This is a genomic window from Micromonospora globosa (assembly GCF_000717585.1).
In the GTDB taxonomy this organism is placed as follows: Bacteria; Actinomycetota; Actinomycetes; order Mycobacteriales; family Micromonosporaceae; genus Micromonospora; species Micromonospora aurantiaca.
Genome location: NZ_JNZR01000011.1, coordinates 101,786 through 124,535 on the forward strand (window position 1 = coordinate 101,786; position 22,750 = coordinate 124,535).

Below are 22,750 nucleotides of genomic sequence, written 5' to 3' on the forward strand. Positions count from 1 at the left end.
CGCGGGGCTCAGCGAGGCTGGTTCGGGTCCTCGCGGTCGAACCGCTGGGTGCGCTCGTCGTCGGCGGCCGGCGACGGCGCCCCCGGCTCGGCGGACTGGCGCGGGATCGCCTGCGTCGGGTCGGCCGACGGCGGCTGGCCGAACGGCGGCGCGTGGTGCGGCGAGCCGTACTGCGGCGCCTGCTGCGGCCCGGCGAACGGGACACCGGACTGCGGGTCGGCGGACGGCGGACCGGAGTGCGGAGCGTGCGGCGGGGCGGTGTTGAACGGCGGCGCCGACTGCGGCTGGCCGTACGGGCCGGGCTGCTGCGGCCAGCCGGGCGGGGGCGAGCCGGCCTGCGGGTAGCCCTGGCCGGGCTGCTGCGGGTAGCCGCCCGGACCGGGGTAGCCGCCGGGCTGACCCGGCTGCTGCGGCCAGCCGGGCTGGGCCTGGCCGTACACGCCCGGCTGCGGCTTGGGCTTCGGCACGTAGTAGAGCGTGCGCCAGATCTTGAACACCACGAACGCGGCGACCGCGAAGATCGCCAACCACGCCGCGCGGGTCAGCAGGCCGAGGAACGCGTCCAGCACCTCGCCGTCGGCGAGCCGGCCGACCAGCCAGATCAGGAACGTCAGCGCGCCGAACACGGCGGACACGGCGTACTCGACGAGCGCCACCTGCGTGATCAGCTTGGCCTTCGGCACGACCGGGAGGATCACTGTGGCGATCAGGACGGCGAGCACCGGCAGGACCGTCGACTCCAGGCCGACGAATGTGAAATACGTGCTCCCGGCCCGGCCGGTGGACGTGCTGTAGTCGTCGATCGGCAGCAGGCGCAGCAGGCCGACGAAGAGCAGCACGGCGTTGGCGCCGAGAAGGACGAGCGCGGCCAGTTCGCGCAACGGCTTGATCAACTGGCTGGCCTGCGCGGCGTCGCCGGACGCGGGCTCGGCGGGGCTGGTCACGGACTCCCCCAGGGGACGAAAGCGGACAGTTGCCGAAGTGAGCGTAGTCTCTCCGGCCACCGGACGATCGACGGCGGCGCGTGCGGAAGGATGGACGCCATGCGCATCGTGGTACTGACCGGCGGCATCGGGGGCGCCCGTTTCCTGCTCGGCGTGCGGGCGTACGCCCGGGAGGCGGGCGCCGAGGTGACCGCAGTGGTCAACGTCGGCGACGATCTGCTGCTGCACGGGCTGAAGGTCTGCCCCGACCTGGACAGCGTGCTCTACACGCTCGGTGGCGGCGCCGACCCGGAGCGGGGCTGGGGCCGGGCGGGCGAGACCTGGACGGTGAAGAACGAGCTGGCCGCGTACGGCGCGGAGCCGAGCTGGTTCGGCCTGGGCGACAAGGACGTCGCCACCCACCTGGTGCGCACCCAGATGATCAACGCCGGCTATCCGCTGTCCCAGGTCACCGAGGCACTGGCGGCCCGCTGGCAGCCGGGCGTACGGCTGCTGCCCGCCACCGACGACCGCCTGGAGACCCATGCCGTCGTCACCGACGAGCAGGGCCGCCGGGCGATCCACTTCCAGGAGTGGTGGGTGCGGTATCGGGCCGGCGTACCCACCGACCGGTTCGTCTTCGTCGGCGCGGACGCGGCGAAGCCCGCGCCCGGCGTGGTCGAGGCGATCGCCGCCGCGGACGTGGTGCTGATCGCACCGAGCAACCCGGTGGTGAGCATCGCCCCGGTGCTGGCGGTACCCGGGCTGCGCGACGCGGTTGCCGGCGGCCCGGCCCCGGTGATCGGGGTGTCGCCGATCATCGGCGGTGCGCCGGTACGCGGCATGGCCGACCGCTGCCTCGCCGTGCTCGGCGTGGAGTGCAGCGCGGCCGGCGTGGGCGGCCTCTACGGCGCCCGGCCGGCGGGCGGGCTGCTCGACGGCTGGCTGGTCGCGCCGGAGGACGAGGGCACTGTGGTGCCGGACGTGACCGTCCGCGCGGCGCCGCTGCGGATGACCGACGAGGCGGCGACCGCCGCGATGGTGCGCGCCGCGCTGGAGTTGATGTGAGGCTGGAGATCCTGCCGGTGCAGGGCATCGGTGACGTGACCGAGGGCGACGACCTGGCGGCGCTGATCACCGGTGCGGCGCCCTGGCTGCGCGACCACGACGTCCTGGTGGTCACCAGCAAGATCGTGTCGAAGGCGGAGGGCCGGCTGGTCGACGTGCCGGCCGACGGCCCGGAACGGCTCGCCGAGCGGGACCGGATCCTGGCCGGGGAGACCGCCCGGGTGGTGGCGACCCGGGGCGCGACCCGGATCGTGCAGACCCACCACGGGTTCGTGATGGCCTCCGCCGGCATCGACGCCTCGAACGTGGACAAGACCAGGCTGGTGCTGCTGCCCGTCGACCCGGACGCGTCCGCCCGGGCGCTGCGCGCCGCGTTGCGCGACCGGTACGGCCTCGACGTCGCAGTGATCGTCAGCGACACGATGGGACGCCCGTGGCGCAACGGGCTCACCGACGTGGCGCTCGGGGTGGCCGGCATGCCGGCGATCCGTGACCACCGGGGCGAGGTCGACCCGTACGGCAACGAGCTGTTCGTCACCCAGATGGCGGTGGTCGACGAACTCGCCGCCGCCGGTGAGCTGATCAAGGGCAAGTGCGACCAGGTGCCGGTCGCGGTGGTCCGGGGTTACCTCGCCGCGACCCGGGACGACGACGAGGGCGCCCGCACGCTCGTGCGCGACGCCTCGATGGACCTGTTCTCGCTCGGCACGGCCGAGGCGCGCGCCGCCGGTCTGCGGGCGGCGGCGACGCTCGCGGACCGGATCGGCCCCGAGCCCGCCGATCCGGCCGCGGTGCGGCGGGCGATCGACGCGGTGGCCGACGTGGTCGCGCCCGGCACCGTCTTCACCCACGTCACCGACGACGAGGTACGCGCCGGACTCGCCGCCACAGTGCCCGGCTGGCCCGCCTCGGCCACCGGCCTGCTGCTCGGCGCGGCGCCCGCTCCCGTCGACCCGGCGGACCTGGTCCGGGTCGGCGCGGACCTGCAACGCCTGCGCGCCGCGCTGGCCGCCGAGGGCGTCGACTCGACGTTGCTCCCGCCCCCGTCCGGCAGCACCGCGAGCGCCACGCTGGCGCTCTGACTCCGGCGGGCGTGCTCAGGCGTCGAGGACGGCCCGGCCCAGCGGGGTGAGCGTGTGCAGGACGGTGTTGCGGTCCCGCCGGCTGACCAGCAGTCCCGCGTTGCGCAGCACAGTGGTGTGCTGGCTGGCCGCGGCGGCGGAGATGCGCAGCCGGCGTGCCATCTCGCCGGTGGTGCAGCCCTCGTCGGCGGCCTGGAGCACCCGGGAGCGGGTACGGCCGAGCAGGGCGGCGAGCGCCTCGCCCTGCGGCGACGCGGCGGCGCCGGACGCGGGCGTCAGGCCGGCGAGCCGGTCGACCGGGTAGACCAGCACCGGGGGCAGCGTCGGGTCGACCAGCGCCACCGGGGTACGCGAGCAGAAGAACGACGGGACGAGCAGCAGCCCCCGGCCGTCCAGGTGCAGCTCCCGGGTGTCCGGGTAGTCGAGCACCTCCAGCACACCCGACACCCAGCGCATGTTCGGCCGCAGGCTGGCCAGCAGCCCTTCGGCGCCGCCGTCGAGCATGGCGCGCGCACGCCGGGCCCGGTCCGCCTCGACCGCCGCCTGCACGCGGGACCAGTAGGGCGTGACCGCCAGCGACTGGTACCGCGCCATGGCGTCGGTGAGGTGGTGCAGCGTATCCGGCTCGCCACGGGCGAGCGAGGTGGCCGACGACGGCAGCGTGGTCTCCCCGGCGAGCAGCGTCAGGTCGCGGCGCAGCATGTCCACAGAGGTGCCCCGGATCGCGTCCAGCCCGGCCTGGAAGCCCTCGCGGCTGGCGAACGGGGTGAGGAAGTCGGGGAAGTAGCCACGCGGCGGGTTGAGCGCGAGCAGCAGGCGGTACTGCTCGGCGTCGGTGTCGGTCCGCAGGCCGTGCGCCACTGTGCGCCGCCACGTGGTCATCATCGGATCCCGGCTGCGCCCCTGGAGCAGGTGCAGGCTGAGGACCAGCTCCCAGAGCGGGTCCGCGGCCGGGGCGACCCGGGTCCGCAGAACGTCCTCGCCCGAGAAAATGATCTTCAACATGGGTTGCTGCTCCCGTGCGGACGGCGGGGGTGCCCGCCACACCTCGCACTGTACCCGCCGGTACTAATCTCCATCTTTAAGCGTCAGGTGAAAAACCTCGACGCTGGGCGGGCCGGTTCGGCAAACTCTCTGTTGCCCGCCGACGCCGGGGCGCAATGTCGACCCGGACGCCGGCTGACGGGCGTGGCCGGGTGGCACCACGAGGGTCTGCGACATCAGTCGCAGGGGTGCCGCCCGGCCCTCGCTCATCCGATCCAGAGCGCCACCCGGTGGTCCTCGTCCGTGACGTAGTAGCAGCGTCCCGCCAGCTCGGCCAGCCCTTCCACGTGATGGAACGGCGCCAGCTCCGCCACCACCTCCCCGGCCACCAGGGCGCTCCCGCCCGCGTCGTGCCGGAACCGCACGTGCCGGGAGGTCACCTCACCGCCGTGCGGATGGTCGTCCAACAGCACCGAACCCTTGCCCAGCGCGTCGATCGACCCGGTCACCGCCGCGTAGCCGCCGTCGCCGGTCGGCGTGATCGCGCGGAAACCGGCGAGCGCCCCGGGCGGCGTCACACCGGTCAGCGCGTACGCCCCGAGCGCCCGCAGGTCACCCGAGTGCTCCGGGTCGTCGAACATCTCCGGTACCCCGGCCAGCTCGACGTAGACCGGCTCCCCCGCGGCGGTCACCGGGAAACGCAGCCCCAGCAGCGCCGTACCGGCCGGGGTGAACGCCGCCGCCTCGACGTTGACCGGCAGGTCGTCCGCGGCGAGCCGGGTCACCCAGCTCTTGGCGCGGGCGGTGCCCCGGGCCAGTGTCTCCACGATGAACCGCTCCCGGACCCGGTCACCGGGCGGCAGCAGCGTCAGCGGGGCGGCGGCGAGCGCGTCGTTCACCGCCCGGTGCAGCCGGAAGCGGTTGCGCACCACGTGCACCGGCAGCGGCCCGGCCACGGCCTCGTCCTCCCGGAACCGGGCCACGAACGCGCGCCGGGGCCGCAGCGGGCCGCGCTTGGACCCGAAGTGCGAGCCGAAGACGTACACCCAGCCGTCGTGGTGGGCGAGCGCCTCGCCGTCCTCGGTGCGGCCGTTCTCGCGGCCGGCATCGGCAGGTACGTGGTGCGCCACCCAGTGGCCGTCGTCGCGTTCCAGCAGCAGCGCCAGGCACTGCTCGACCGGCCCCTCGTCCAGCACCGTCCAGAAGCCGCGGCGCGCGCCGTGCGCCCGCAGCAGCGCGGCCGACCGCACCGGCAGGAGGTCGCTCGCCTCGTTGCCGGCCACCAGGAACTCGACGAGTCGCAGGGTCACCGCGCCAGGGTACGGAGGGCGCGCTCGTAGAGTGTCCGGGTGCCCGATCTCATCCCGTACACCGAGTTGCACGCCGACGCCGTCGCGACGCTGAGCCGCTGGACGGCGACCAGCCCCGCCGCCGACGCCGCCCGGGACCGGACCCTGGCGCTGCTGGCCGACGGGCCGGTGGCGATGAGCCGGACGCACCGGGCCGGGCACGTCACGGCGAGCGCGCTGGTGCTCGACCCGGACGGCCGGGTGCTGCTCTGCCTGCACGGCAAGATCCGCAGGTGGATGCAGCTCGGCGGGCACTGCGAGCCCCGCGACCGGACGCTCGTGGCCGCCGCGCTGCGGGAGGCCACCGAGGAGTCCGGCATCACCGGCCTAACCGTCGAGCCGGAGCCGATCGACGTGGACATCCACCAGGTCGCCTGCCAGGGTGGGTCGTTCCACTACGACGTCCGGTACGCCGCCCTGGCCCCGGCGGGGGCGGTCGAGCGGGTCAGCGCGGAGTCCGAGGCGCTCGGCTGGTTCCCGCCGGACCGGCTGCCCGAGCCGCTCGCCCACGCCACGGCTCAGCTCGTGCCGCCGGCGCTCGCGGTGCTGGCCCGCCGCGCCGGCGGCTGAGCGGCTCTACCGCCCCGCCGGACGCGTCCCGGCGGCCCGGCGGATCAGACCAGGCCCTCCTCGCCGCGTTCCTTCAGCTCGTCCACGATCTTCTTCACGTCCTGCGCGCGGTCGCGCGGGCAGACCAGCAGCGCGTCCGGGGTGTCCACGACGATCAGGTCGTGCACCCCGACGGTGGCCACGAGCCGCCCGGAGTGCGGCACCACCACGGTGCCGGTGGTGTCGTGCAGCAGCACGCCCGGCTTCGCGTCACCGCCCAGCACCACGTTGCCGGCGCCGTCGGCGGGCAGCACCTCGCCGAGCGTGTGGAAGTCGCCCACGTCGTTCCAGCCGAAGTCGCCGGGCACCGTACCCACCCGGCCCGCAGTCGCCGCGCCCTCCATCACCGCGTAGTCGACGGAGATCCGGGGCAGCGTCGGCCAGATCCGGCCGAGCACGTCGTCCTGCTCCGGGGTGCCCCAGGCCGCCGCGATGGCGGTGATCCCGGCGTGCAGCTCCGGCTGCTGGCGAGCCAGCTCGGACAGGAAGACGTCCACCCGCCAGACGAACATGCTGGCGTTCCAGAGGTGCCGGCCGGAGCGGACGTACACCTCGGCCACCTCGGCGGCCGGCTTCTCCTTGAACTCGCGTACCGGGCGCAGCGGGCCGTCCCCCGCCGGCTCGCCGGTCTCCAGGTAGCCGTAGCCGGTCTCCGGGCGCGTCGGGGTGATGCCCACAGTCATCAGCAGCCCCTGCTCCGCGCCCCGGATGGCCTGCCGCACGACCTCGGCCAGCCGGGCCGGGTCGCCGATCAGGTGGTCGGCGGCGAACGAGCCCATCACCGCGTCCGGGGTCCGGGCGGCGATCACCGCGGCGGCCAGCGCGATCGCCGCGCAGGAGTCGCGCGGTGACGGCTCGACCAGGATGTTCTCCTCCGGCAGGCCAGCCAGTTGCCGAGCCACCGCCGCGGCGTGCGCGGCCCCGGTGACCACGAGCGTGCGCTCCGGAGTGGTCAACGGCGACAACCGGTCGACAGTGGCCTGCAACAGCGAGGCGGGGGTGCCGGTCAGCGGGTGGAGGAATTTGGGATGGCCGGCACGGGACAACGGCCACAACCTCGTGCCGCTGCCGCCCGCCGGGATGACGGCGTAGAACATCAGCACATCATGCCCGAAGCGGGCGAGCCGTCACGGTCGGTCGCCCGGGACCGGCAGCCGACGCTCAGGACCGGGCCCGTCGCCACGCCGCGATGTGGACCTCCGCGCTGGACTCCCAGGTGAACTCCTTGGCCCTGTCGAAACCGGCCTTGGCCAGCGACAGCCGCCGCTGCTCGTCGTCCAGCAGGGCACCGAGGTCGGTGGCGATCTGGTCCGGGTCCTCGCTGGTGTAGGCCACCGCGTCGCCGCCCACCTCGGGCAGGGACAGGCGCGGCGTGGTGAGCACCGGGGCGGCGCACGCCATCGCCTCCAGGATCGGCAGGCCGAAGCCCTCGCCGTACGAGGGGTACGCCGCCACCAGCGCGCCGCCGAGGAAGCCGGGCAGGTCGGCGTAGCGCAGGTAACCCGGGCGCAGCAGCCGCAGGTGCGACGGGACCTCGGCCACCGCGCGGTCGATGTCGTCGTCGTGGCCCTGGCCGCCGGCCACCACCAGCGCGGGCGGGTTCGGCCGGTCGGCCACCGCCCGGGCCCAGCCGCGGATCAGGTTGGGGACGTTCTTGCGCGGCTCCTTGGCCCCGAGGAACGCGATGTAGCTGCTGTCGCCGAGCCCCAGGCGGGCCCGGACGCGTGCCTTCTCCTCGTCACCCGGCGCGTGGAACGCGTCCTGGTCGACACCGTGGTAGGCGACGTCGATCCGGGTCGGGTCGGCGTCCAGCAGCCGGATCAGCTCGTCGCGGGTGGCCTTGCTCGGCACGATCACCCGGTTCGCCCGGCGCAGCGAGGTCTTGATCGCGCTGCGGAAGAACGTCCGGCGCGACTTGTCGTAGTGCTCCGGCTCGGTGAAGAACGTCGCGTCGTGCACGGTGACAGTGACCGGGCAGCCGGCCCGCAGCGGGCAGGTGTAGAACGGCGAGTGCAGCACCTCGGCGCCGACCTGCTGGGCCAGCAGCGGCAGGCCGGTCTGCTCCCAGGCCAGCCGGGCCGGCCGGTGCGCCACCGCCGCCGGGGCGGGGATCACCTCCGCGCCGGGCAGCATCCGGGTGTAGCGCTCCAGGTCGGTGCGGAGGCTGACCACGGCCAGGTCGACGCCGGTGCCGCAGACCCGGCCCAGCGCGCCGAGCAGTCCGTCGACGTATCTACCGACGCCGCCACGGTCGGCGGGGACACTCGTGGCGTCGATGAGAACGCGGGGCGGGCGACCGGCGGTCACGGGGCGACTCCTCAGGTGGCGCAGTTGTGGGGAATAACACTCTCGGCAAGCCTACGCCGGGCCGGGCGCGAGGCGCTGACCGCGACCCGACGGTACGCCGACTTGTCGCTGTCATCGAGTACGCACGCGGGGCGCGTATCGTTCGCGCCGATGGCCGACAACATTGCCCGGGTGTTCGCCGACGCGATCGCGACCGACCCCACCCGACCGCTGCTGACCTGGTACGACGACGCCACCGGCGAACGCACCGAACTCTCCGGGGCGACGCTCGCGAACTGGGTGGCGAAGACCGCGAACCTGCTCACCGACGAGGTCGGCGCCGCGCCCGGCGACGCGGCCGGGGTGCTGCTGCCGCCGCACTGGCAGACCGCCGCGGTGCTGCTCGGCTGCTGGTCGGCGAAGCTCACAGTGACCGGCACGCCGGGCCCGGTGGAGGCACTGTTCGTGGCCGTCGGCCGGGTGGACGAGACGGCCGGGTGGCCGGCCGGCGAGCGGTACGCGCTGGCGCTCGACCCGTTCGCGCTGCCGATGCGGCAGGTGCCGGCCGGCTGCACCGACTTCGTCTCCGCGGTACGCGGACACGGCGACCACTTCACGCCGAACCCGGCCGGTGGCGAGGCGGACGCGGCGCTGCTGGCCCGCGCACAGGCTCGCGCCACCGAGCTGGGCCTGGCTCAGGGCGATCGCCTCCTGGTCGACGTGACCACCCACCCCGACCCGGTCGACTGGCTGCTCACCCCGCTGACCGCAGGCGCCAGCGTGGTCGCGTGCGCCCACCCCGACCCGGCCCGCCTGCCTTCCCGCGCCGAAACCGAGAAGACCACCCACACCCTGGCCTGACGCCCGCCCCTTCCCCTCCCCGTTGATCTTGCGGTTTCGGCCCTCGGGACGGGTGATTCGCCCCGTTCGCCGGGGCGGAACGTGCAAGATCAACGGGCGGGGCGGCGGGGCGGAGAGTGCGAGATCAGCGAGGCGGGGCGGGGCTGTCGGCGGTGGCCCGGCGCTGGGCCAGTGCGGCGAACGCCGTCAGGGACTCCGGGTTGGCCAGGGCGCCCTTGGCCGCCGCGCTGTCGACCGGGGTGCCCGTCAGGATCTTCTTGACCGGCACCTCCAGCTTCTTCGCGCTCAGCGTGCGGGGCACGGCCCGGACCTGGTGGATCTCGTCCGGCACGTGCCGCGGCGACAGCGCGGTACGCAGCTCCCGGCAGATCTTGCGCCGCATCTCGTCGTCGAGTTCCAGGCCCTCGGCGAGCACCACGAACAGCAGCAGCTCGCCCGCGCCGCCCTCGTCGTCCTCCAGGTGCACGACGACCGAGTCGACCACCTCGTCCAGCCCCTCGACCACCGAGTAGAACTCGGCGGTGCCGAGGCGTACGCCGCCCCGGTTGAGCGTGGCGTCGGACCGGCCAGTGATCACGCACCCGCCGCGCTCGTTCACGGTGATCCAGTCGCCGTGCCGCCACACCCCGGGATAGACCTCGAAGTACGCCTCCCGGTAGCGGGCGCCGTCCGGGTCGTTCCAGAACCCGACCGGCATGCTCGGCATCGGCTCGGTGATCACCAGCTCGCCGAGCTGCCCGATCACAGCGCTGCCGTCGGCGGAGCGGGCCTCCACCTTCGCGCCGAGCGCCCGGCAGGCGATCTCCCCCGCGTACACCGGCAGCAGCGGCACGCCGCCGACGAACCCGGTGCACACGTCCGTGCCTCCGGACAGCGACTGGAGCTGGAGGCGGTCGCTCACGTTCTCGTACACCCAGGTGAAGCCCTCGGCCGGCAGCGGCGCGCCGGTCGAACCGAGGCCGCGCACCGCGGACATGTCGGCGACCTCGCGCGGCACCAGCCCGGCCTTGCGGCAGGCCAGCAGGAACGGCGCGGACGTGCCGAAGTACGTGGTGCCGGTGTCGGCGGCCAGCCGCCACAGCGCGCCCAGGTCGGGGTGGCCCGGGTTGCCGTCGAACAACACGATCGCCGCGCCCACCGCCGGGCCGGAGACCAGGAAGTTCCACATCATCCAGCCGGTCGTGGTGAACCACAGGAACCGGTCGGACGGGCCCAGGTCGTGGTGCAGCGCCAGCATCTTGAGGTGTTCCAGCAGGATGCCGCCGTGGCCGTGCACGATCGGCTTGGGCAGGCCGGTGGTGCCGGAGGAGTACAGCACGTAGAGCGGGTGGTCGAAGGCGACAGGGGTGAACGTCAACGGCTCGTCCGTCGCCGCCGCCAGCTCCGCCCACGGCAGCGCGCCGTCGGGGGCCGGGCCGTCCGGATCGAGGTACGCGATGGCGACCGTGTGCCGCAGCGACGGCAGCGCGGCCCGGATCGCGGCCACCTCGGCGCGCCTGTCGACCGGCTTGTCGCCGTACCGGTAGCCGTCCACGGCGACCAGCACCGTGGGCTCGATCTGCTGCCAGCGGTCGGTGACGCTGCGGGTGCCGAACTCGGGCGCGCAGGAGGAGAAGATCGCGCCCAGGCTGGCGGTGGCGAGCAGCAGGACGTACGTCTCCGGGATGTTCGGCGCGTACGCGGCCACCCGGTCGCCCGGCCCGACACCGAGGCGGCGCAGCCCGGCGGCCACCCGGCGGACCCGCTCGCGCAGCTCGGCCGCGGTGAGCGTCTCCGGCGCGCGGGTCTGACCGTGCGCGATCACCGCCGGGTCGTCGTCGCCCAGCCCCGGCATGCGCAGCACGTTCTCGGCGTAGTTGAGCGTCGCGCCGGGGAACCAGCGGGTGCCCGGCATGGCCCGGCCGGTGAGGGTGGCGGTCGGCGGGGTGTGCGCGACCACGTCGAAGTAGTCCCAGATCGAGCGCCAGAAGGCGTCCAGGTCGGTCACCGACCACTGCCACAGCGCGTCGTAGTCGGCGAACTCCAGCCCGCGGTGCTCGGCCAGCCAGCGCAGGTAGTCACCGATCCGCGACCGCTCCCGCACGTCCGCCGGCGGCGTCCACAGCACGTCAGCCACTGTTCCACCCTCCCCTGGGCCCGCCACGACGGTGTGCCGGGGCCGTGGCGCCATCTTGCCCTACCTCGTGCCGCCATTGTCCGCGCCGGGTACGCCGTACGGGGCGTGCCCCGCCCACACCCCGAACCCCCACCCCATGTGGCCCGCGTGTAAGGAAGGGCCCCCTATTAACGCCTCATGTAGAGAAAGGGCCCCTTGTTAACACCTCGCCCTCCGCGGGTGTCTGCCGCCGGTGGAGGCGGCGCGGGTAGGCCGGGGGTGTTAACAGGGGTCCCCTCCTCTACCGCAGGCGTTAACAAGGGGCCCTTCCTTACACCTCAGCCGGCGCGGTGGGCCTGGATCGCGCGGCGCCGGGCGAGCCGGTGCGCGCGCCGGATCTCGGCCTCCCGGAAGCGGCGCTCGTCCTCCGGCGTCTCGGGCAGCACCGGGCGGACCGGCCGGGGCGTGCCACCCACGTCGACGCCCACGAACACCAGGTACGCGGTGGCGACCCGGACCGGTTCCTCCTCGGCCGAGTCCCAGCGTTCGGCGACCACCTTCACCCCGACCTCCATCGAGGTCTGTCCGGTCCAGTTGATCTGCGCGTGCGCGTGCACGAGATCGCCCACCCGGACCGGCTCGGAGAAGACGATCTCGTCGATGGACGCGGTCACCGCGGTGCCGCCGCTGTGCCGCGCCGCCGCCGCGCCGGCGACGTCGTCCACGAATTTCATCAGTACCCCACCGTGCACGGTCCCGTACAGATTGACATCGACCGCGGTCATGATGCGACTGAGCGTGACGCGGGAGTACGACGTGGGCTTACCCGGCGGGACCGCGGGATGATCTGTCATGCCGAAAACGGTACGGTGCGCGGATGCGACATCTCTGGAGCTTCCTCGCCGGGTTGGCGGTGGCGCCCGTCACCTGGGTGCTCGTCACGCTCGGTCAGGACGGATCTGAGCGGACCGTCGACCGCTGGGTGGAGATCGGGACGTACAGCACGCCGAACCTGATCGAGCCGGCCGTCTATCTGGGCGTCGCCGGCATCCTGCTCGGCCTGCTCGGCACGTTGCGCTTCTCGCCGTTCGGCCCGCTGGTGGCCGGCCTGCTGCTCGCGGTCCCGTACCTCGGGCTGTTCGTCGCGCCGTTCGGCGTGCGGGACCGGGTGCCGGACGACCTGAAGCTGCTCGGTGACCCGCTGCCGCTGCGCGACCCGCTGGACAACGGCACGCTGTTCCTCATCGGCCTGCTGCTGCTGATGGCCGTGTTCAGCACGAGCCGCTGGCGGCGTCCCGTCACATCCGCGACGGCCGAGGCGGAGCTGACCCCGGCCGTCACACCGGTCGAGCACAAGCCGACGCTCACCGACTGGCCCCCGGCGCCGGCGAAGGACCCCGACACGCCGCCGCTCACGCTCGCGTACCCCGAGTCCCCCACCGAACCCCTGCCCCGCCGCACCGGCGGCGAGTCGCCGTGGTCCGCGCCCCCGCGCGGCGCCGGCCGGCCGGAGGGCACCGAGAGCCGTTGAACGAGCGCGGGCGGGCCGGTACGTACCGGCCCGCCCGCCCGAACGCCTGCGGTCAGCCCTTGAGCAGCTGGCGCGCCATCACGATGCGCTGCACCTGGTTGGTGCCCTCGTAGATCTGGGTGATCTTGGCGTCCCGCATCATCCGCTCGACCGGGTAGTCGCGGGTGTAGCCGTAGCCGCCGAGCAGTTGGACCGCGTCGGTGGTGATCTCCATGGCGGCGTCGGACGCGAAGCACTTCGCGGCCGCACCGAAGTAGGTCAGGTCCGCGTCGCCGCGCTCGGACCTGCCGGCGGCGGCGTACGTGAGCTGCCGCGCCGCCTCCAGCTTCATGCCCATGTCGGCGAGCATGAACTGGATGCCCTGGAAGTCGGCGACCGGCTTGCCGAACTGCTTGCGCTCCTGGACGTAGCCCTTGGCGTAGTCCAGCGCGCCCTGAGCGATACCGACGGCCTGGGCGGCGATGGTGACCCGGGTGTGGTCCAGCGTCTTCATCGCGGTGGCGAAGCCGGTGCCCTCGGCGCCGATCATGCGGTCGGCCGGGATCCGGACGTTGTCGAAGTAGACCTCACGGGTGGGCGAGCCCTTGATGCCGAGCTTCTTCTCCGGGGCGCCGAAGCTGACGCCCGGGTCGGACTTCTCCACCACGAACGCGGAGATGCCCTTCGAGCGCGCTGTGGGATCGGTCACGGCGAACACGGTGTAGTACTCGGAAACGCCCGCGTTGGTGATCCACCGCTTCACGCCGTTGAGCACCCAGTGGTCTCCGTCACGTACCGCCTTGGTGGTCATCGCGGCGGCGTCGCTGCCCGCCTCCGGCTCGGAGAGGCAGTAGGAGAACATGCCCTCCCCGGCCGCGACCGGGGTGAGGTACTTGCGCTTGAGTTCCTCGGAGCCGGCCAGCAGCAGCGGCATGGTGCCCAGCTTGTTCACCGCCGGGATCAGCGAGGACGACGCGCAGGCCCGGGCCACCTCCTCGATCACGATGGCCGTGGCCAGCGCATCCGCGCCGGCGCCGCCGTACTCGACCGGGATGTGCGGGGCGTGGAAGTCGGCCGCCCGCAGGGCCTCGTAGGACGCCTTGGGGAACTCACCTGTCTCATCCGCCTCGGCGGCGTGCGGAGCCACCTTGGCCGCACAGACCTCACGGACCGCCTCCCGGATCGCCTCGTGTTCCTCCGGCAACCGGTAGACGTCGAACGACTGCTCTGCGGCCATGTCGGCCCTCCCCTTTCACCGCTATCATGCGCAGTCTGTGCCGCCCGGGGGCCGACGACTGCCGCAAACTGAAGGATAGCCACCGGCCCCGGCCGAACCTTACCGGCGGGTAGGCTCGCGCCCGAGCCTCGCCCGCCCAGCCCCATTACCCTCACAGCAGACATCCAGTTCCCTCGGTGCCCGGCCTCGGCGCCCCAGCAGAATGCGACGCGTGGAAGCGCCGCCAGTGCGAGCGGAGAAGACAGGCGTGACGATTCCGTACCCGAACACCCAGCCGATGCCCGCCATCGCCGCGGTGACCCCGCCGTCCGGCGCCGCCCGCCCGCGGGTGACCTTCCTCGGCACCGGCTACCTCGGTGCGACCTACGCCATCTGCTACGCGGAGCTGGGCTACGAGGTGCTCGGCTTCGACGTCGACGCGGACAAGATCGCCAAGCTGAACGCGGGCGAGGTGCCGATCCACGAGCCCGGCCTCGACGAGCTGCTGCGGCGCAACCTGGCCGCCGGCCGGCTGCGGTTCAGCACCGACATCCAGGAGACCGCCGACTTCGGCGACGTCCACTTCATCTGCGTCGGCACCCCGCAGCGGGCCGACGGCATGGGCGCCGACCTGTCGTACGTCGAGGCGTCCGTGACCAGCCTCGCCCAGCACCTGACCCGCAAGGCGCTGATCGTCGGCAAGTCCACCGTGCCGGTGGGCACCGCCGAGTGGGTGGAGCAGCTCGTCGGCAAGCACACCCCGGCCGACCTCGGCGTCGAGGTGGCGTGGAGCCCCGAGTTCCTCCAGGAGGGCTTCGCCGTCGACGACGTGCTGCGTCCGAACCGGATCGTGGTCGGCGTCAAGAGCGAGTGGGCCAACGGCATGCTCTTCGCCGCCCACAAAGGCGTCTTCGACCTCGCCGCCACCGAGGACCGCGAGGTGCCGCTGGTGGTCACCGACTTCGCCACCGCCGAGCTGGTCAAGGTCGCCGCGAACGCGTTCCTCGCCACCAAGATCTCCTTCATCAACGCGATGGCCGAGGTCTGCGAGGCGGCCGGCGGCGACGTCACCCAGCTCGCCCGCTCGATCGGCTACGACCCGCGCATCGGCAACCGCTTCCTCCAGGCCGGGCTCGGCTTCGGCGGCGCCTGCCTGCCCAAGGACATCCGCGCCTTCCAGGCCCGCGCGCAGGAGCTGGGCGCCGGTGAGGCGCTGCGCTTCCTGCACGAGGTGGACCTGATCAACCAGCGCCGCCGCAGCCGCGTGGTGCAGCTCGCCGCCGAACTGCTCGGCCGCCGCTCCGGCCCGGCCGGCCCGGACCTGTCCGGCACCCGGGTCGCGGTGCTCGGCGCCACGTTCAAACCCAACACCGACGACGTACGCGACGCGCCGGCGCTCGCGGTCGCCTCGCTGCTCGGCAAAGCCGGCGCCGACGTGCACGTGTTCGACCCGCAGGGGGTCGAGAACGCGCGCCGGGCGGTGCCCGAGCTGACGTACGAGGAGACGATGAACGACGCCGTCCGCGGCGCCGACCTGGTCTGCGTGCTCACCGAGTGGGCCGAGTTCCGCAACGCCGACCCGGTGGCCCTGGGCGAGCTGGCGAACGGCCGCAAGGTGGTCGACGGGCGCAACTGCCTCGACTCCACACTGTGGACGCAGGCCGGCTGGGAGTACCGCGGCATGGGTCGCCCCTGATCCGCTGAGCGCGCGGACCGGCCGCCGGGGAACGTCTCCCGGCGGCCGGTCCGTTTTTGTTGTCCCGAACGCGGCGGCAACTGTCGAAATCCCGGCCCACTCAAGGCATGCTGCCTCTGGGAGGTCCACAGTGCGGGGGCACGGGCGGACGGGAGACTGTCGTGGAGAGCTTCAGGTGCGCCTCGTGCGGGCAGGACATCAAGCCCGCCGTCGTCTGCCCGCACTGCGGCGCGCACCAGCCGCAGTGGGCCGAGCACCTGGCCGACATCGAGCGCTCGATCGCCGAGATGAAGGCCCGCGACGCCGAGATCGCCCGGGAGCAGCGGCAGATCGCCGCGAAGATGCAGGCCGCCCTCTTCCAGCGGGACATCCTGGCGCACGCCGGTGAGGAACGGATCCGGCAGGCCACCCGCCCGCGCCGGGTGCTGCGCCGCCGGCCCGGCCGCCGCCCGCCCACCGCCGCCACCGGCGCGCCGCCCCGGGTGCCCCGCCAGGGCACCCCGCCGCCCGGCCCGCCGGAGGACCTGCCCCCGTCGCCGCCGCGCGGCCGCCCCCGCTGGCTCGACGCGGACGACCCGGAGCACCCGCCCGAGGCGTCCTCGCGCGAGGTGCAGAACATCCCGCTCGGGCTGGGCGCGCTCCTGCTCGGCGTCGCCGCGGTGGTCTTCGCCGCGGTCGCCACCAGCTCGATGGACGCGCTGGCCCGCCTCGGCGTGCTGCTGGTGGCGACGGCGCTGATGCTGCTCGCCCCGCCGGTGCTGGCCCGGCGCGGGCTCACCTCCACCGCCGAGACCATCGCCGCGGTCGGGTTGCTGCTGGTGCCGCTGGCCGGGTACGCGCTCTGGGCCGTGGACCGGATCGGCGGCGGCTCGTCGGGTGCCGCGTTCGCCGGGACGATCTTCCTGGTCACCACGCTCGTCGCTCTCGGGTACGCATACGGGACGGGTCTGCGCGCGCCACGCTTCGCCACAGTGCTGGCCGCCCAGCCGGTGCTGCCGCTGCTGGCGTACGAGCGGATCACCGGGCCGGTCGGCTGGGCGCTGGTGCTGACCGTGGTGGCAGTGCTCGACCTGGCGCTCGCGCGCTCGGCGGTGGTACGCGAGCGGCCCGTCCGGCGGGACCTGCCCGTCACCGAGCCGGCACCTCCCGTCCCGCCCCGGCAGCGCGCCGACGACGACCGGCCCGAGTCGGCGCCGGAGGAGTCCGCCGAGGTGCTGGGCGGTGAGACACCACCGGGTCCGGCCGCCACCGCCACCGCCCGGCCGGTGCCGTGGCTGCCCGAGCTGACCTGGCTGCTGCACGGCGTGGCGGTCGCTGTCGCGCTGGCGTACGCGGTGACCGGACTGCTGCGCGCCACCACGGTGCCGCCGGCCGCCGCCGCGGGCACGGTGCTGCTGCTCGCCGCCCTGGTCGCGCTGGCCGGGACGCTCGTGCTGCGCCGGCCGCCGCTGCCGGACGTGGGCGCCGGCATCCTCACGCTGGCGGTCATCGGCGCTCTCGGGCGGGTCGCCTCGGTGGCTCTGCCCGGCCGGTCCCTGCTGCTCATCTCCGCCGTCATCGCGCTGACCGGGCTCGCCGTCCGGGCCGTACCGGAGACGGCCCGGCGTGGCCCGCAGATCGCCTCCGCGGTGGCGCTCACGGTCAGCGGCCTGGTGGTCGCCGGTGGCGCGCTGCGCGCCGGGCTGGCCCCGGTCCGGGCCGCCTTGCCGGCGTGGTCGGCGGATCTGACCGGATGGCACGCCGAGCTGGCCCGGGCGGTCGGCCCGACCGGCTGGCAGCTCGCGGCCAGCGCGTCGTTGCTCACGATCGCCGCCGTGATCGCGCTGCCGGCCGAGATCCGGCGCGAGTTCGCAGTGGTCGGCGCGGCGCTCACCGCGCTCGCCGTACCCGCGTCGCTCGGTCTGGGCTGGGCGGCGGCCTGCTGGCCGATGCTGCTCACAGCGGTAGCGGTCGGCGTGCTCGGGCTGACCGCACGCACCGAACGGTCCGCTGTGGCGCACGCGGCGACAGCGGCCGGGCTGGGCCTGGTCGGCGCGGGTGCTTCGCTCGCTCGCCCGGCGCTCACCGCCGCCGCGCTGACTGTTCTGTTCCTGGCCGGGGCGCTGGTGTCCCTCGCCCCGCGGGTCCGGCTCGCCGCCGCCGCGACGGAGACGGTCTGCTCCTGGGCCGCGGGCGGCGCGGCGTTCGCCCTGCCCGGTGCCGTCGCCGCGTTCGTGGCGGCCACGGTGCCGACGCCGCCGGTCGCCACACCGGCGAACCTGCGCGAGATCACCGTGCCGATCCTCGCGGCGAGCTTCCTCGCCGTCTGTGTCACGCTCGGCTACGCCGCCCTGGTGCAGGTGGCACAGCGGCACCTGAGCATGCCGCACGCGCTCGGTACGGTGCTCGGCGCGGTGGCGGTCGCCGCCGCCGCGTTCGGCGCGCCGGGCGCGACCTCGGCCGACGCGTGGGTGGGGAGTCTGCTCCTGGTCGCCGCCGCGCTGCTGGCGCTCGCCCCACGCATCGACGCCGGCCGCCGCGCGGACATGTCCCTCGACGGGTCCGACCTGGCGCTCGCCGCCACCACAGTGGCGCTCGTCGCCACGCTGGCCCGGATCGCCGCGGTGCTCGCCCCCGGCGGTCAGCTCGTGGTGGCCTCCGCGCTGGTGCTGCTGGTGGCGGTGGCCGCCCGCGCGCTGCCCGAGGAGTGGCGGCGCGGCCCGATTCTCGGCATCGCCGCCGGTGGCACGCTGATCGGCCTGATCGCCGCCTGGAGCGCGTTGCGCGGCGGACTCGGCGTGCTGGCCACCCCCGGCCCGATCTGGGCCGGTGACCTGTCCGGCTGGCCGGCCGCGCCGACCGGCGGGTCGACCTGGCAGGCCCCGGTCGCGCTGGCGCTGCTGGGGGTGACCGCGGCGATCCTGCTGCCGCCGCCGTGGAAGTACGACGTCTCCGGCCTGGCCGCCGTGCTCGCCACGGTGGGCGCACCGGCCGCGTTCGACCTGCCCTGGTGGTCCCCGGTGCTGGTCGGCTGCATGGTGGCCACCGTCTACGGCATGGCCGCCGCGGCCGCTGTCGATCCCCGGGCCGCGCTGTCCCGGGCCACAGTGGCCGGGGTGGTGGCTCTGCACGCGGCCGGGGCCGGGCTGGTACGGCCGTGGACGACAGCGCTGGCGCTGGGCAGCATCGCGCTGATCGGCGCGACGGTGGCCGCGGTGGCCCGCACGCTCGCGCCTTCCCTCGTCGACGACATCCGCAGCGAGGGCATGCCGCCGCACCTGGTGCAGGTGGGCGGCGCGGGCGCCGGAGCCGCACTGCTCGCGCTGCCCGGCGCGGTGGCCGCGCTGGCAGTCGAGTACGGCCGCCCACCGCAGGTGGTGCTCACCGCCGCGCTCGCCGCCGCCAGCATCGGGCTGGCCGCGATCGCGGCGGTACGCCGGCAGGTGCCGCAATACCTTCCGTACGCCAGCGTCGCGGTGGTCGGCGCGGCCACAGTGACCGCCGCCGCGGCGCTCGCTGTCGGCCTGCCGGCGGGCGTGTTCGCCGCCGCCGCCGCACTGCTCGGTGTGCTCGCCGAACTGGTACGGGCCGCCACCGTCCCGCCCGCCGGTTCGGGCCGGCCGGTACGCCGCTGGACCGTGCTGCTCAACGGGGCGCTACGACGTGCCCCGGACGATCCCGAGCTGCGCTGGCGGGTCAGCCCGGCGGCCGGCGCGCTCGCCGCCGCGGCGCTGCCCACCGCACTGGCGCTGGCCACTCTGGCGCCCTCACTCGTGGTGGCGCTGTTCTCGCCGTTCGCGGTGCTGGGCCGGGTGTGGCAGGGGCCACCACCGGAGTTGCTGACCCCGCCGCCGGAGGCGGTCAACCCCACGCACGTGCTCACCGCGCTGCTGCTGACGGTGACCGCGGCGCTGGCCGCCACCGGGTTCAGCGGCGGCCGGCGGTCCCGGGCGGTCCCGGTGATCCTGCCCGGCGCGGCGATCACCCTGCTGATCACGCCGGTGGCGCTGGGGCGGGGCTGGCCGGTGACCGCGCTTGCCGCGCTCGCGGTGTTCACCATCTCGATGCTCGGGCTGGCGCTGACCCCGCCACCGGCGATCGCCGAGCCGGGCCGGTCGATCCGGGTGGCCCGGGTGCTGGTCTTCGCGCTGGGGCTGGCCGCCGGTGGCGCCGGGCTGGCCGGCAGCCTCGCCACGAGCGACCTGACCGTGTTCACGCTCGGCGGGGCGGTCGGCGTGGGTGCTGTCGCCGCGCTGTTCGGCACCACCCAGCGGGCGCGCATCCTGGGCTGGTTGTTCGGCTCGGTGATGGCTCAGCTGTTCGTGCTCACGATCGGCCTGAAGTCCGGGCTGGCGGCCGTCTGGTCCGCGTTCGGGGTGCTCGCCGTCGGCGCGGCGTTGCAGGTGTTCGCCGCCACGCTGCCCCGGCTGCGCCGTCCCGAGGCGTACCGGGAGGCGGCCACAGTCGAGTGGAGCGGCTACGGGGCGGCGCTCATCGCGCTGGCGCTGGCGTACGACTCGCCCCGGCACATCGCCGCGCTGCTGGCCGCCTGGGGCGCGGTCCTCGGGGTGGCGGCCAGCCGTCCGGGACGCCGTCCGATGGAACGCAACCTGCTGTTCTGGGCGGTGGTGGCCTGCGAGATCAGCGCCTGGTGGATCCTGATGCGGGTGGCCGACGTGGCGCTGCCGGAGGCGTACACGCTGCCGTTCGCCGCGCTGGCCCTGCTGGTCGGCGTCCTGCAACTGCGGCACCGGCCCGACCTGTCGAGCTGGGTGGCGTACGGGCCGGCGCTGGTCACCGCGTTCCTGCCCACGCTGGCGATCGTGATCGCGACCGAATCCAGCATGCTGCGTCAGGTGCTGCTGCTGCTCGGCGCCGTCGCGGTGCTGATCTTCGGCTCGACCAGCCGGCAGCAGGCCCCGGTGATCGTCGGCGCGACGGTGACCGCTATCGCGGCCGTGCACGCGTTGTTCAGCCTCGGCCCGTGGCTGGTCCTGATCCCGGTCGGCATCGTGCTGCTGGTGCTCGGTGCGAGCAACGAACGCCGCCGCCGTGCCCAGGAGCGCCTCCAGACCGCCCTGCGCGGCATGCGGTGAGCCGGTCCCGGTCGGGGCCGGGACGCGACTGAGCAGGTCACGCTCCGTGTCGAAGGGTCGCGGCAGGGATGATGCCCCTCTGCCGCCTTTGCTCTGCACCCACTGACGCAACAGTCACCAATTGTGACGACGGCCGCCGCCGAGCCGTTTGGGGGCGCGAGGCCGGGTTGCAGGTCAGAGCCATGCTGCGCCGATGGCTGCAGAGCAAAGTCGGCGGAGGGCACAGACACGCGTCGCCCGGCCGGTCACGCTGAGCGACCAGGCACCTGGGGAACAGAGAGTGACGAGACGGTCAGATCAGTGAGGCGCGCAGCGCGGCATCCTTCTCCGCGACCAGGTCCTCCAGGCTCGCCTGGTAGGCGGCCATCCTGTCGCGCAGCACCGGGTCCGAAGCGCCCAGGATGCGTACCGCGAGCAGGCCGGCGTTGCGGGCGTTGCCGATCGACACGGTGGCGACCGGCACCCCGGCCGGCATCTGCACGATGGACAGCAGCGAATCCATGCCGTCCAGGTACTTCAGCGGCACCGGGACACCGATCACCGGCAGCGGGGTGACCGAGGCGACCATGCCGGGCAGGTGAGCCGCTCCGCCCGCGCCCGCGATGATCACCTGGACGCCACGACCGGCCGCGGCCCGTCCGTACTCGATCATCTTGACCGGGGTGCGGTGCGCCGAGACCACACCAACCTCGTACGGCACGCCGAACTCGTCGAGCGCCTCGGCGGCGGCCTTCATGACCGGCCAGTCCGAGTCGCTGCCCATGATCAGCCCGACGGTGCTCATCAGTGCCCCTCCTGGAGCCAGCGGGCGGCACGCGCGGCCCGGGCCCGTACGTCGTCCAGGTCGTTGCCGAGCACCGTGACGTGCCCGATCTTGCGGCCCGGGCGCACCTGCTTGCCGTACAGGTGGACCTTGGCCCCGGGCTCGGCGGCGAACAGGTGGTGCAGCCGCTCGTCGATGGACCTGCCGCCCGGCGCGCCACCCAGCACGTTCGCCATCACCACGACCGGCGCGGTCAGCGAGGTGTCCCCCATCGGGTAGTCGAGCACCGCCCGCAGGTGCTGCTCGAACTGGGAGGTCCGGGCCCCTTCGATGGTCCAGTGCCCGGAGTTGTGCGGCCGCATCGCCAGCTCGTTGACGACCAGCCCGGACGGCGTGTCGAACAGCTCCACCGCGAGCAGGCCGACCACGCCGAGCGCGGTGGCCAGGTCGATGGCGAGCTGCTGCGCGGCCACGGCCTGCTCCTCGGGCAGGTCGGGCGCGGGCGCCAGCACCTCGACGCAGATGCCGTCGCGCTGCACCGTCTCCACCACCGGGTACGCGGCGACCTGCCCGAACGGCGAGCGCGCCACCTGCACGGCCAGTTCCCGGCGCAGCGCCACCCGCTCCTCGACCAGCAGCGGGGTGCCACCGGCGAGCAGCGTGGCGGCCAGCTCACCGGCCTGACCGGCGTCGTCGACCATCCAGACGCCGCGCCCGTCGTAGCCGCCCCGGGCGGCCTTGAGCACCACCGGCCAGCCGGTCTCCTCGCCGAACGCGATCAGGTCGGCCGGGGACTCCACCGGACGCCAGGCTGGGTTCGGCGCGCCCAGCTCGCCGAGCCGTTCCCGCATCACCCGCTTGTCCTGCGCGTGCACCAGCGCCTCGGCCGGGGGGAACAGCTTCACGCCCTCGTCGGTCAGGGTGCGGATGTGCTCGTTGGGGACGTGCTCGTGGTCGAAGGTGACCACGTCGCAGCCCTTGGCGAACGTGCGCAGCGCGGCCAGGTCGGTGTGGTCGCCGTACTGGACGTCGGCGGCGACCAGCGCGGCACCGTCGTCCGGGGCGAGCGCCAGCACGCGCAGCGACTGGCCGAGAGCGATGGCGGCCTGGTGGGTCATCCGGGCCAGCTGGCCGCCACCCACCATGCCCACGACGGGGAGACCGGTACGGGAGTCCATAGCGCCGCCAGCCTATAAGGGCCGGTGCCGGGCCGGACCGTGAGGGCGGCCCGGC

17 protein-coding genes are annotated in these 22,750 nt (G+C 74.2%); 7 read left to right on the forward strand and 10 right to left on the reverse strand.

Annotated elements, in window-relative coordinates; all coding sequences use genetic code 11:
* Positions 1 to 8: 8 nt before the first annotated feature.
* The gene (locus IF06_RS0113040; protein ID WP_030271197.1) at positions 9 to 944 is read right to left on the reverse strand and encodes a hypothetical protein; all 936 of its coding nucleotides are present in this window, start codon (positions 942 to 944) and stop codon (positions 9 to 11) included.
* Between the two features lie 99 nt (positions 945 to 1,043).
* Here IF06_RS0113040 and cofD point away from each other — a divergent pair, with 99 nt between their 5' ends.
* Both cofD and IF06_RS0113050 read left to right on the forward strand, forming a co-directional pair.
* Complete coding sequence (cofD, locus tag IF06_RS0113045; protein ID WP_030271199.1) at positions 1,044 to 1,991, forward strand: 2-phospho-L-lactate transferase; 948 nt, start codon at positions 1,044 to 1,046, stop codon at positions 1,989 to 1,991.
* The gene (locus IF06_RS0113050) at positions 1,988 to 3,073 is read left to right on the forward strand and encodes a coenzyme F420-0:L-glutamate ligase (RefSeq protein ID WP_013474080.1); all 1,086 of its coding nucleotides are present in this window, start codon (positions 1,988 to 1,990) and stop codon (positions 3,071 to 3,073) included. The genes cofD and IF06_RS0113050 overlap by 4 nt, the downstream gene beginning before the upstream one ends.
* Before the next feature lie 15 nt (positions 3,074 to 3,088).
* Here the strand turns inward: IF06_RS0113050 and IF06_RS0113055 are convergent, their stop codons facing one another.
* Positions 3,089 to 4,078 (reverse strand): ArsR/SmtB family transcription factor, encoded by a 990-nt coding sequence (locus IF06_RS0113055; RefSeq protein WP_013284153.1) that lies wholly within the window; start codon positions 4,076 to 4,078, stop codon positions 3,089 to 3,091.
* A gap of 245 nt (positions 4,079 to 4,323) precedes the next feature.
* The gene (locus IF06_RS0113060) at positions 4,324 to 5,367 is read right to left on the reverse strand and encodes a hypothetical protein (RefSeq protein ID WP_030271201.1); all 1,044 of its coding nucleotides are present in this window, start codon (positions 5,365 to 5,367) and stop codon (positions 4,324 to 4,326) included.
* A gap of 39 nt (positions 5,368 to 5,406) precedes the next feature.
* Here IF06_RS0113060 and IF06_RS0113065 point away from each other — a divergent pair, with 39 nt between their 5' ends.
* On the forward strand, positions 5,407 to 5,976 hold the full coding sequence (locus IF06_RS0113065; protein WP_030271203.1) for an NUDIX hydrolase: 570 nt from the start codon (positions 5,407 to 5,409) through the stop codon (positions 5,974 to 5,976).
* A gap of 44 nt (positions 5,977 to 6,020) precedes the next feature.
* Here IF06_RS0113065 and IF06_RS0113070 read toward each other — a convergent pair whose 3' ends face one another.
* On the reverse strand, positions 6,021 to 7,112 hold the full coding sequence (locus IF06_RS0113070) for a mannose-1-phosphate guanylyltransferase (RefSeq protein ID WP_013284150.1): 1,092 nt from the start codon (positions 7,110 to 7,112) through the stop codon (positions 6,021 to 6,023).
* A 64-nt stretch (positions 7,113 to 7,176) separates the two neighbouring features.
* On the reverse strand, positions 7,177 to 8,322 hold the full coding sequence (locus IF06_RS0113075; protein ID WP_013284149.1) for a glycosyltransferase family 4 protein: 1,146 nt from the start codon (positions 8,320 to 8,322) through the stop codon (positions 7,177 to 7,179).
* A 150-nt stretch (positions 8,323 to 8,472) separates the two neighbouring features.
* Here IF06_RS0113075 and IF06_RS0113080 point away from each other — a divergent pair, with 150 nt between their 5' ends.
* A complete protein-coding gene (locus IF06_RS0113080; RefSeq protein WP_030271206.1) occupies positions 8,473 to 9,162 on the forward strand; it encodes a TIGR03089 family protein in 690 nt (229 codons plus the stop codon).
* Between the two features lie 124 nt (positions 9,163 to 9,286).
* On the opposite strand, the gene IF06_RS0113085 is transcribed toward IF06_RS0113080, so the two are convergent.
* Both IF06_RS0113085 and IF06_RS0113090 read right to left on the reverse strand, forming a co-directional pair.
* Positions 9,287 to 11,278, reverse strand: coding sequence for an acetoacetate--CoA ligase (locus tag IF06_RS0113085; RefSeq protein WP_030271208.1), 1,992 nt, complete (start codon positions 11,276 to 11,278; stop codon positions 9,287 to 9,289).
* A gap of 317 nt (positions 11,279 to 11,595) precedes the next feature.
* Positions 11,596 to 12,111: an acyl-CoA thioesterase gene (locus IF06_RS0113090; protein WP_013284146.1), complete on the reverse strand. Its 516-nt coding sequence runs from the start codon at positions 12,109 to 12,111 to the stop codon at positions 11,596 to 11,598.
* Between the two features lie 23 nt (positions 12,112 to 12,134).
* Here IF06_RS0113090 and IF06_RS0113095 point away from each other — a divergent pair, with 23 nt between their 5' ends.
* Complete coding sequence (locus tag IF06_RS0113095; RefSeq protein WP_030271209.1) at positions 12,135 to 12,788, forward strand: hypothetical protein; 654 nt, start codon at positions 12,135 to 12,137, stop codon at positions 12,786 to 12,788.
* Positions 12,789 to 12,840: 52 nt separating this feature from the next.
* Here IF06_RS0113095 and IF06_RS0113100 read toward each other — a convergent pair whose 3' ends face one another.
* Positions 12,841 to 14,004 (reverse strand): acyl-CoA dehydrogenase family protein, encoded by a 1,164-nt coding sequence (locus IF06_RS0113100; RefSeq protein WP_013284144.1) that lies wholly within the window; start codon positions 14,002 to 14,004, stop codon positions 12,841 to 12,843.
* A 247-nt stretch (positions 14,005 to 14,251) separates the two neighbouring features.
* On the opposite strand from IF06_RS0113100, the gene IF06_RS0113105 reads away from it, so the two are divergent.
* A complete protein-coding gene (locus IF06_RS0113105) occupies positions 14,252 to 15,679 on the forward strand; it encodes a UDP-glucose dehydrogenase family protein (protein WP_013284143.1) in 1,428 nt (475 codons plus the stop codon).
* A 161-nt stretch (positions 15,680 to 15,840) separates the two neighbouring features.
* On the forward strand, positions 15,841 to 20,754 hold the full coding sequence (locus IF06_RS0113110; protein ID WP_030271211.1) for an SCO7613 C-terminal domain-containing membrane protein: 4,914 nt from the start codon (positions 15,841 to 15,843) through the stop codon (positions 20,752 to 20,754).
* A 292-nt stretch (positions 20,755 to 21,046) separates the two neighbouring features.
* Here IF06_RS0113110 and purE read toward each other — a convergent pair whose 3' ends face one another.
* Both purE and IF06_RS0113120 read right to left on the reverse strand, forming a co-directional pair.
* Positions 21,047 to 21,538 (reverse strand): 5-(carboxyamino)imidazole ribonucleotide mutase, encoded by a 492-nt coding sequence (purE, locus tag IF06_RS0113115; RefSeq protein WP_013284141.1) that lies wholly within the window; start codon positions 21,536 to 21,538, stop codon positions 21,047 to 21,049.
* A complete protein-coding gene (locus IF06_RS0113120) occupies positions 21,538 to 22,695 on the reverse strand; it encodes a 5-(carboxyamino)imidazole ribonucleotide synthase (protein ID WP_030271213.1) in 1,158 nt (385 codons plus the stop codon). The genes purE and IF06_RS0113120 overlap by 1 nt, the downstream gene beginning before the upstream one ends.
* Positions 22,696 to 22,750 lie beyond the last annotated feature (55 nt).

Coding starts and splice junctions, on each gene's coding strand:
- cofD (WP_030271199.1), top strand. CDS start 1,044: ATGCGCATCGTGGTACTGACCGGCGGCATCGGGGGCGCCCGTTTCCTG.
- IF06_RS0113055 (WP_013284153.1), bottom strand. CDS start 4,078: ATGTTGAAGATCATTTTCTCGGGCGAGGACGTTCTGCGGACCCGGGTC.
- IF06_RS0113070 (WP_013284150.1), bottom strand. CDS start 7,112: ATGTTCTACGCCGTCATCCCGGCGGGCGGCAGCGGCACGAGGTTGTGG.
- IF06_RS0113080 (WP_030271206.1), top strand. CDS start 8,473: ATGGCCGACAACATTGCCCGGGTGTTCGCCGACGCGATCGCGACCGAC.
- IF06_RS0113090 (WP_013284146.1), bottom strand. CDS start 12,111: ATGACAGATCATCCCGCGGTCCCGCCGGGTAAGCCCACGTCGTACTCC.
- IF06_RS0113095 (WP_030271209.1), top strand. CDS start 12,135: ATGCGACATCTCTGGAGCTTCCTCGCCGGGTTGGCGGTGGCGCCCGTC.
- IF06_RS0113100 (WP_013284144.1), bottom strand. CDS start 14,004: ATGGCCGCAGAGCAGTCGTTCGACGTCTACCGGTTGCCGGAGGAACAC.
- purE (WP_013284141.1), bottom strand. CDS start 21,538: ATGAGCACCGTCGGGCTGATCATGGGCAGCGACTCGGACTGGCCGGTC.
- IF06_RS0113120 (WP_030271213.1), bottom strand. CDS start 22,695: ATGGACTCCCGTACCGGTCTCCCCGTCGTGGGCATGGTGGGTGGCGGC.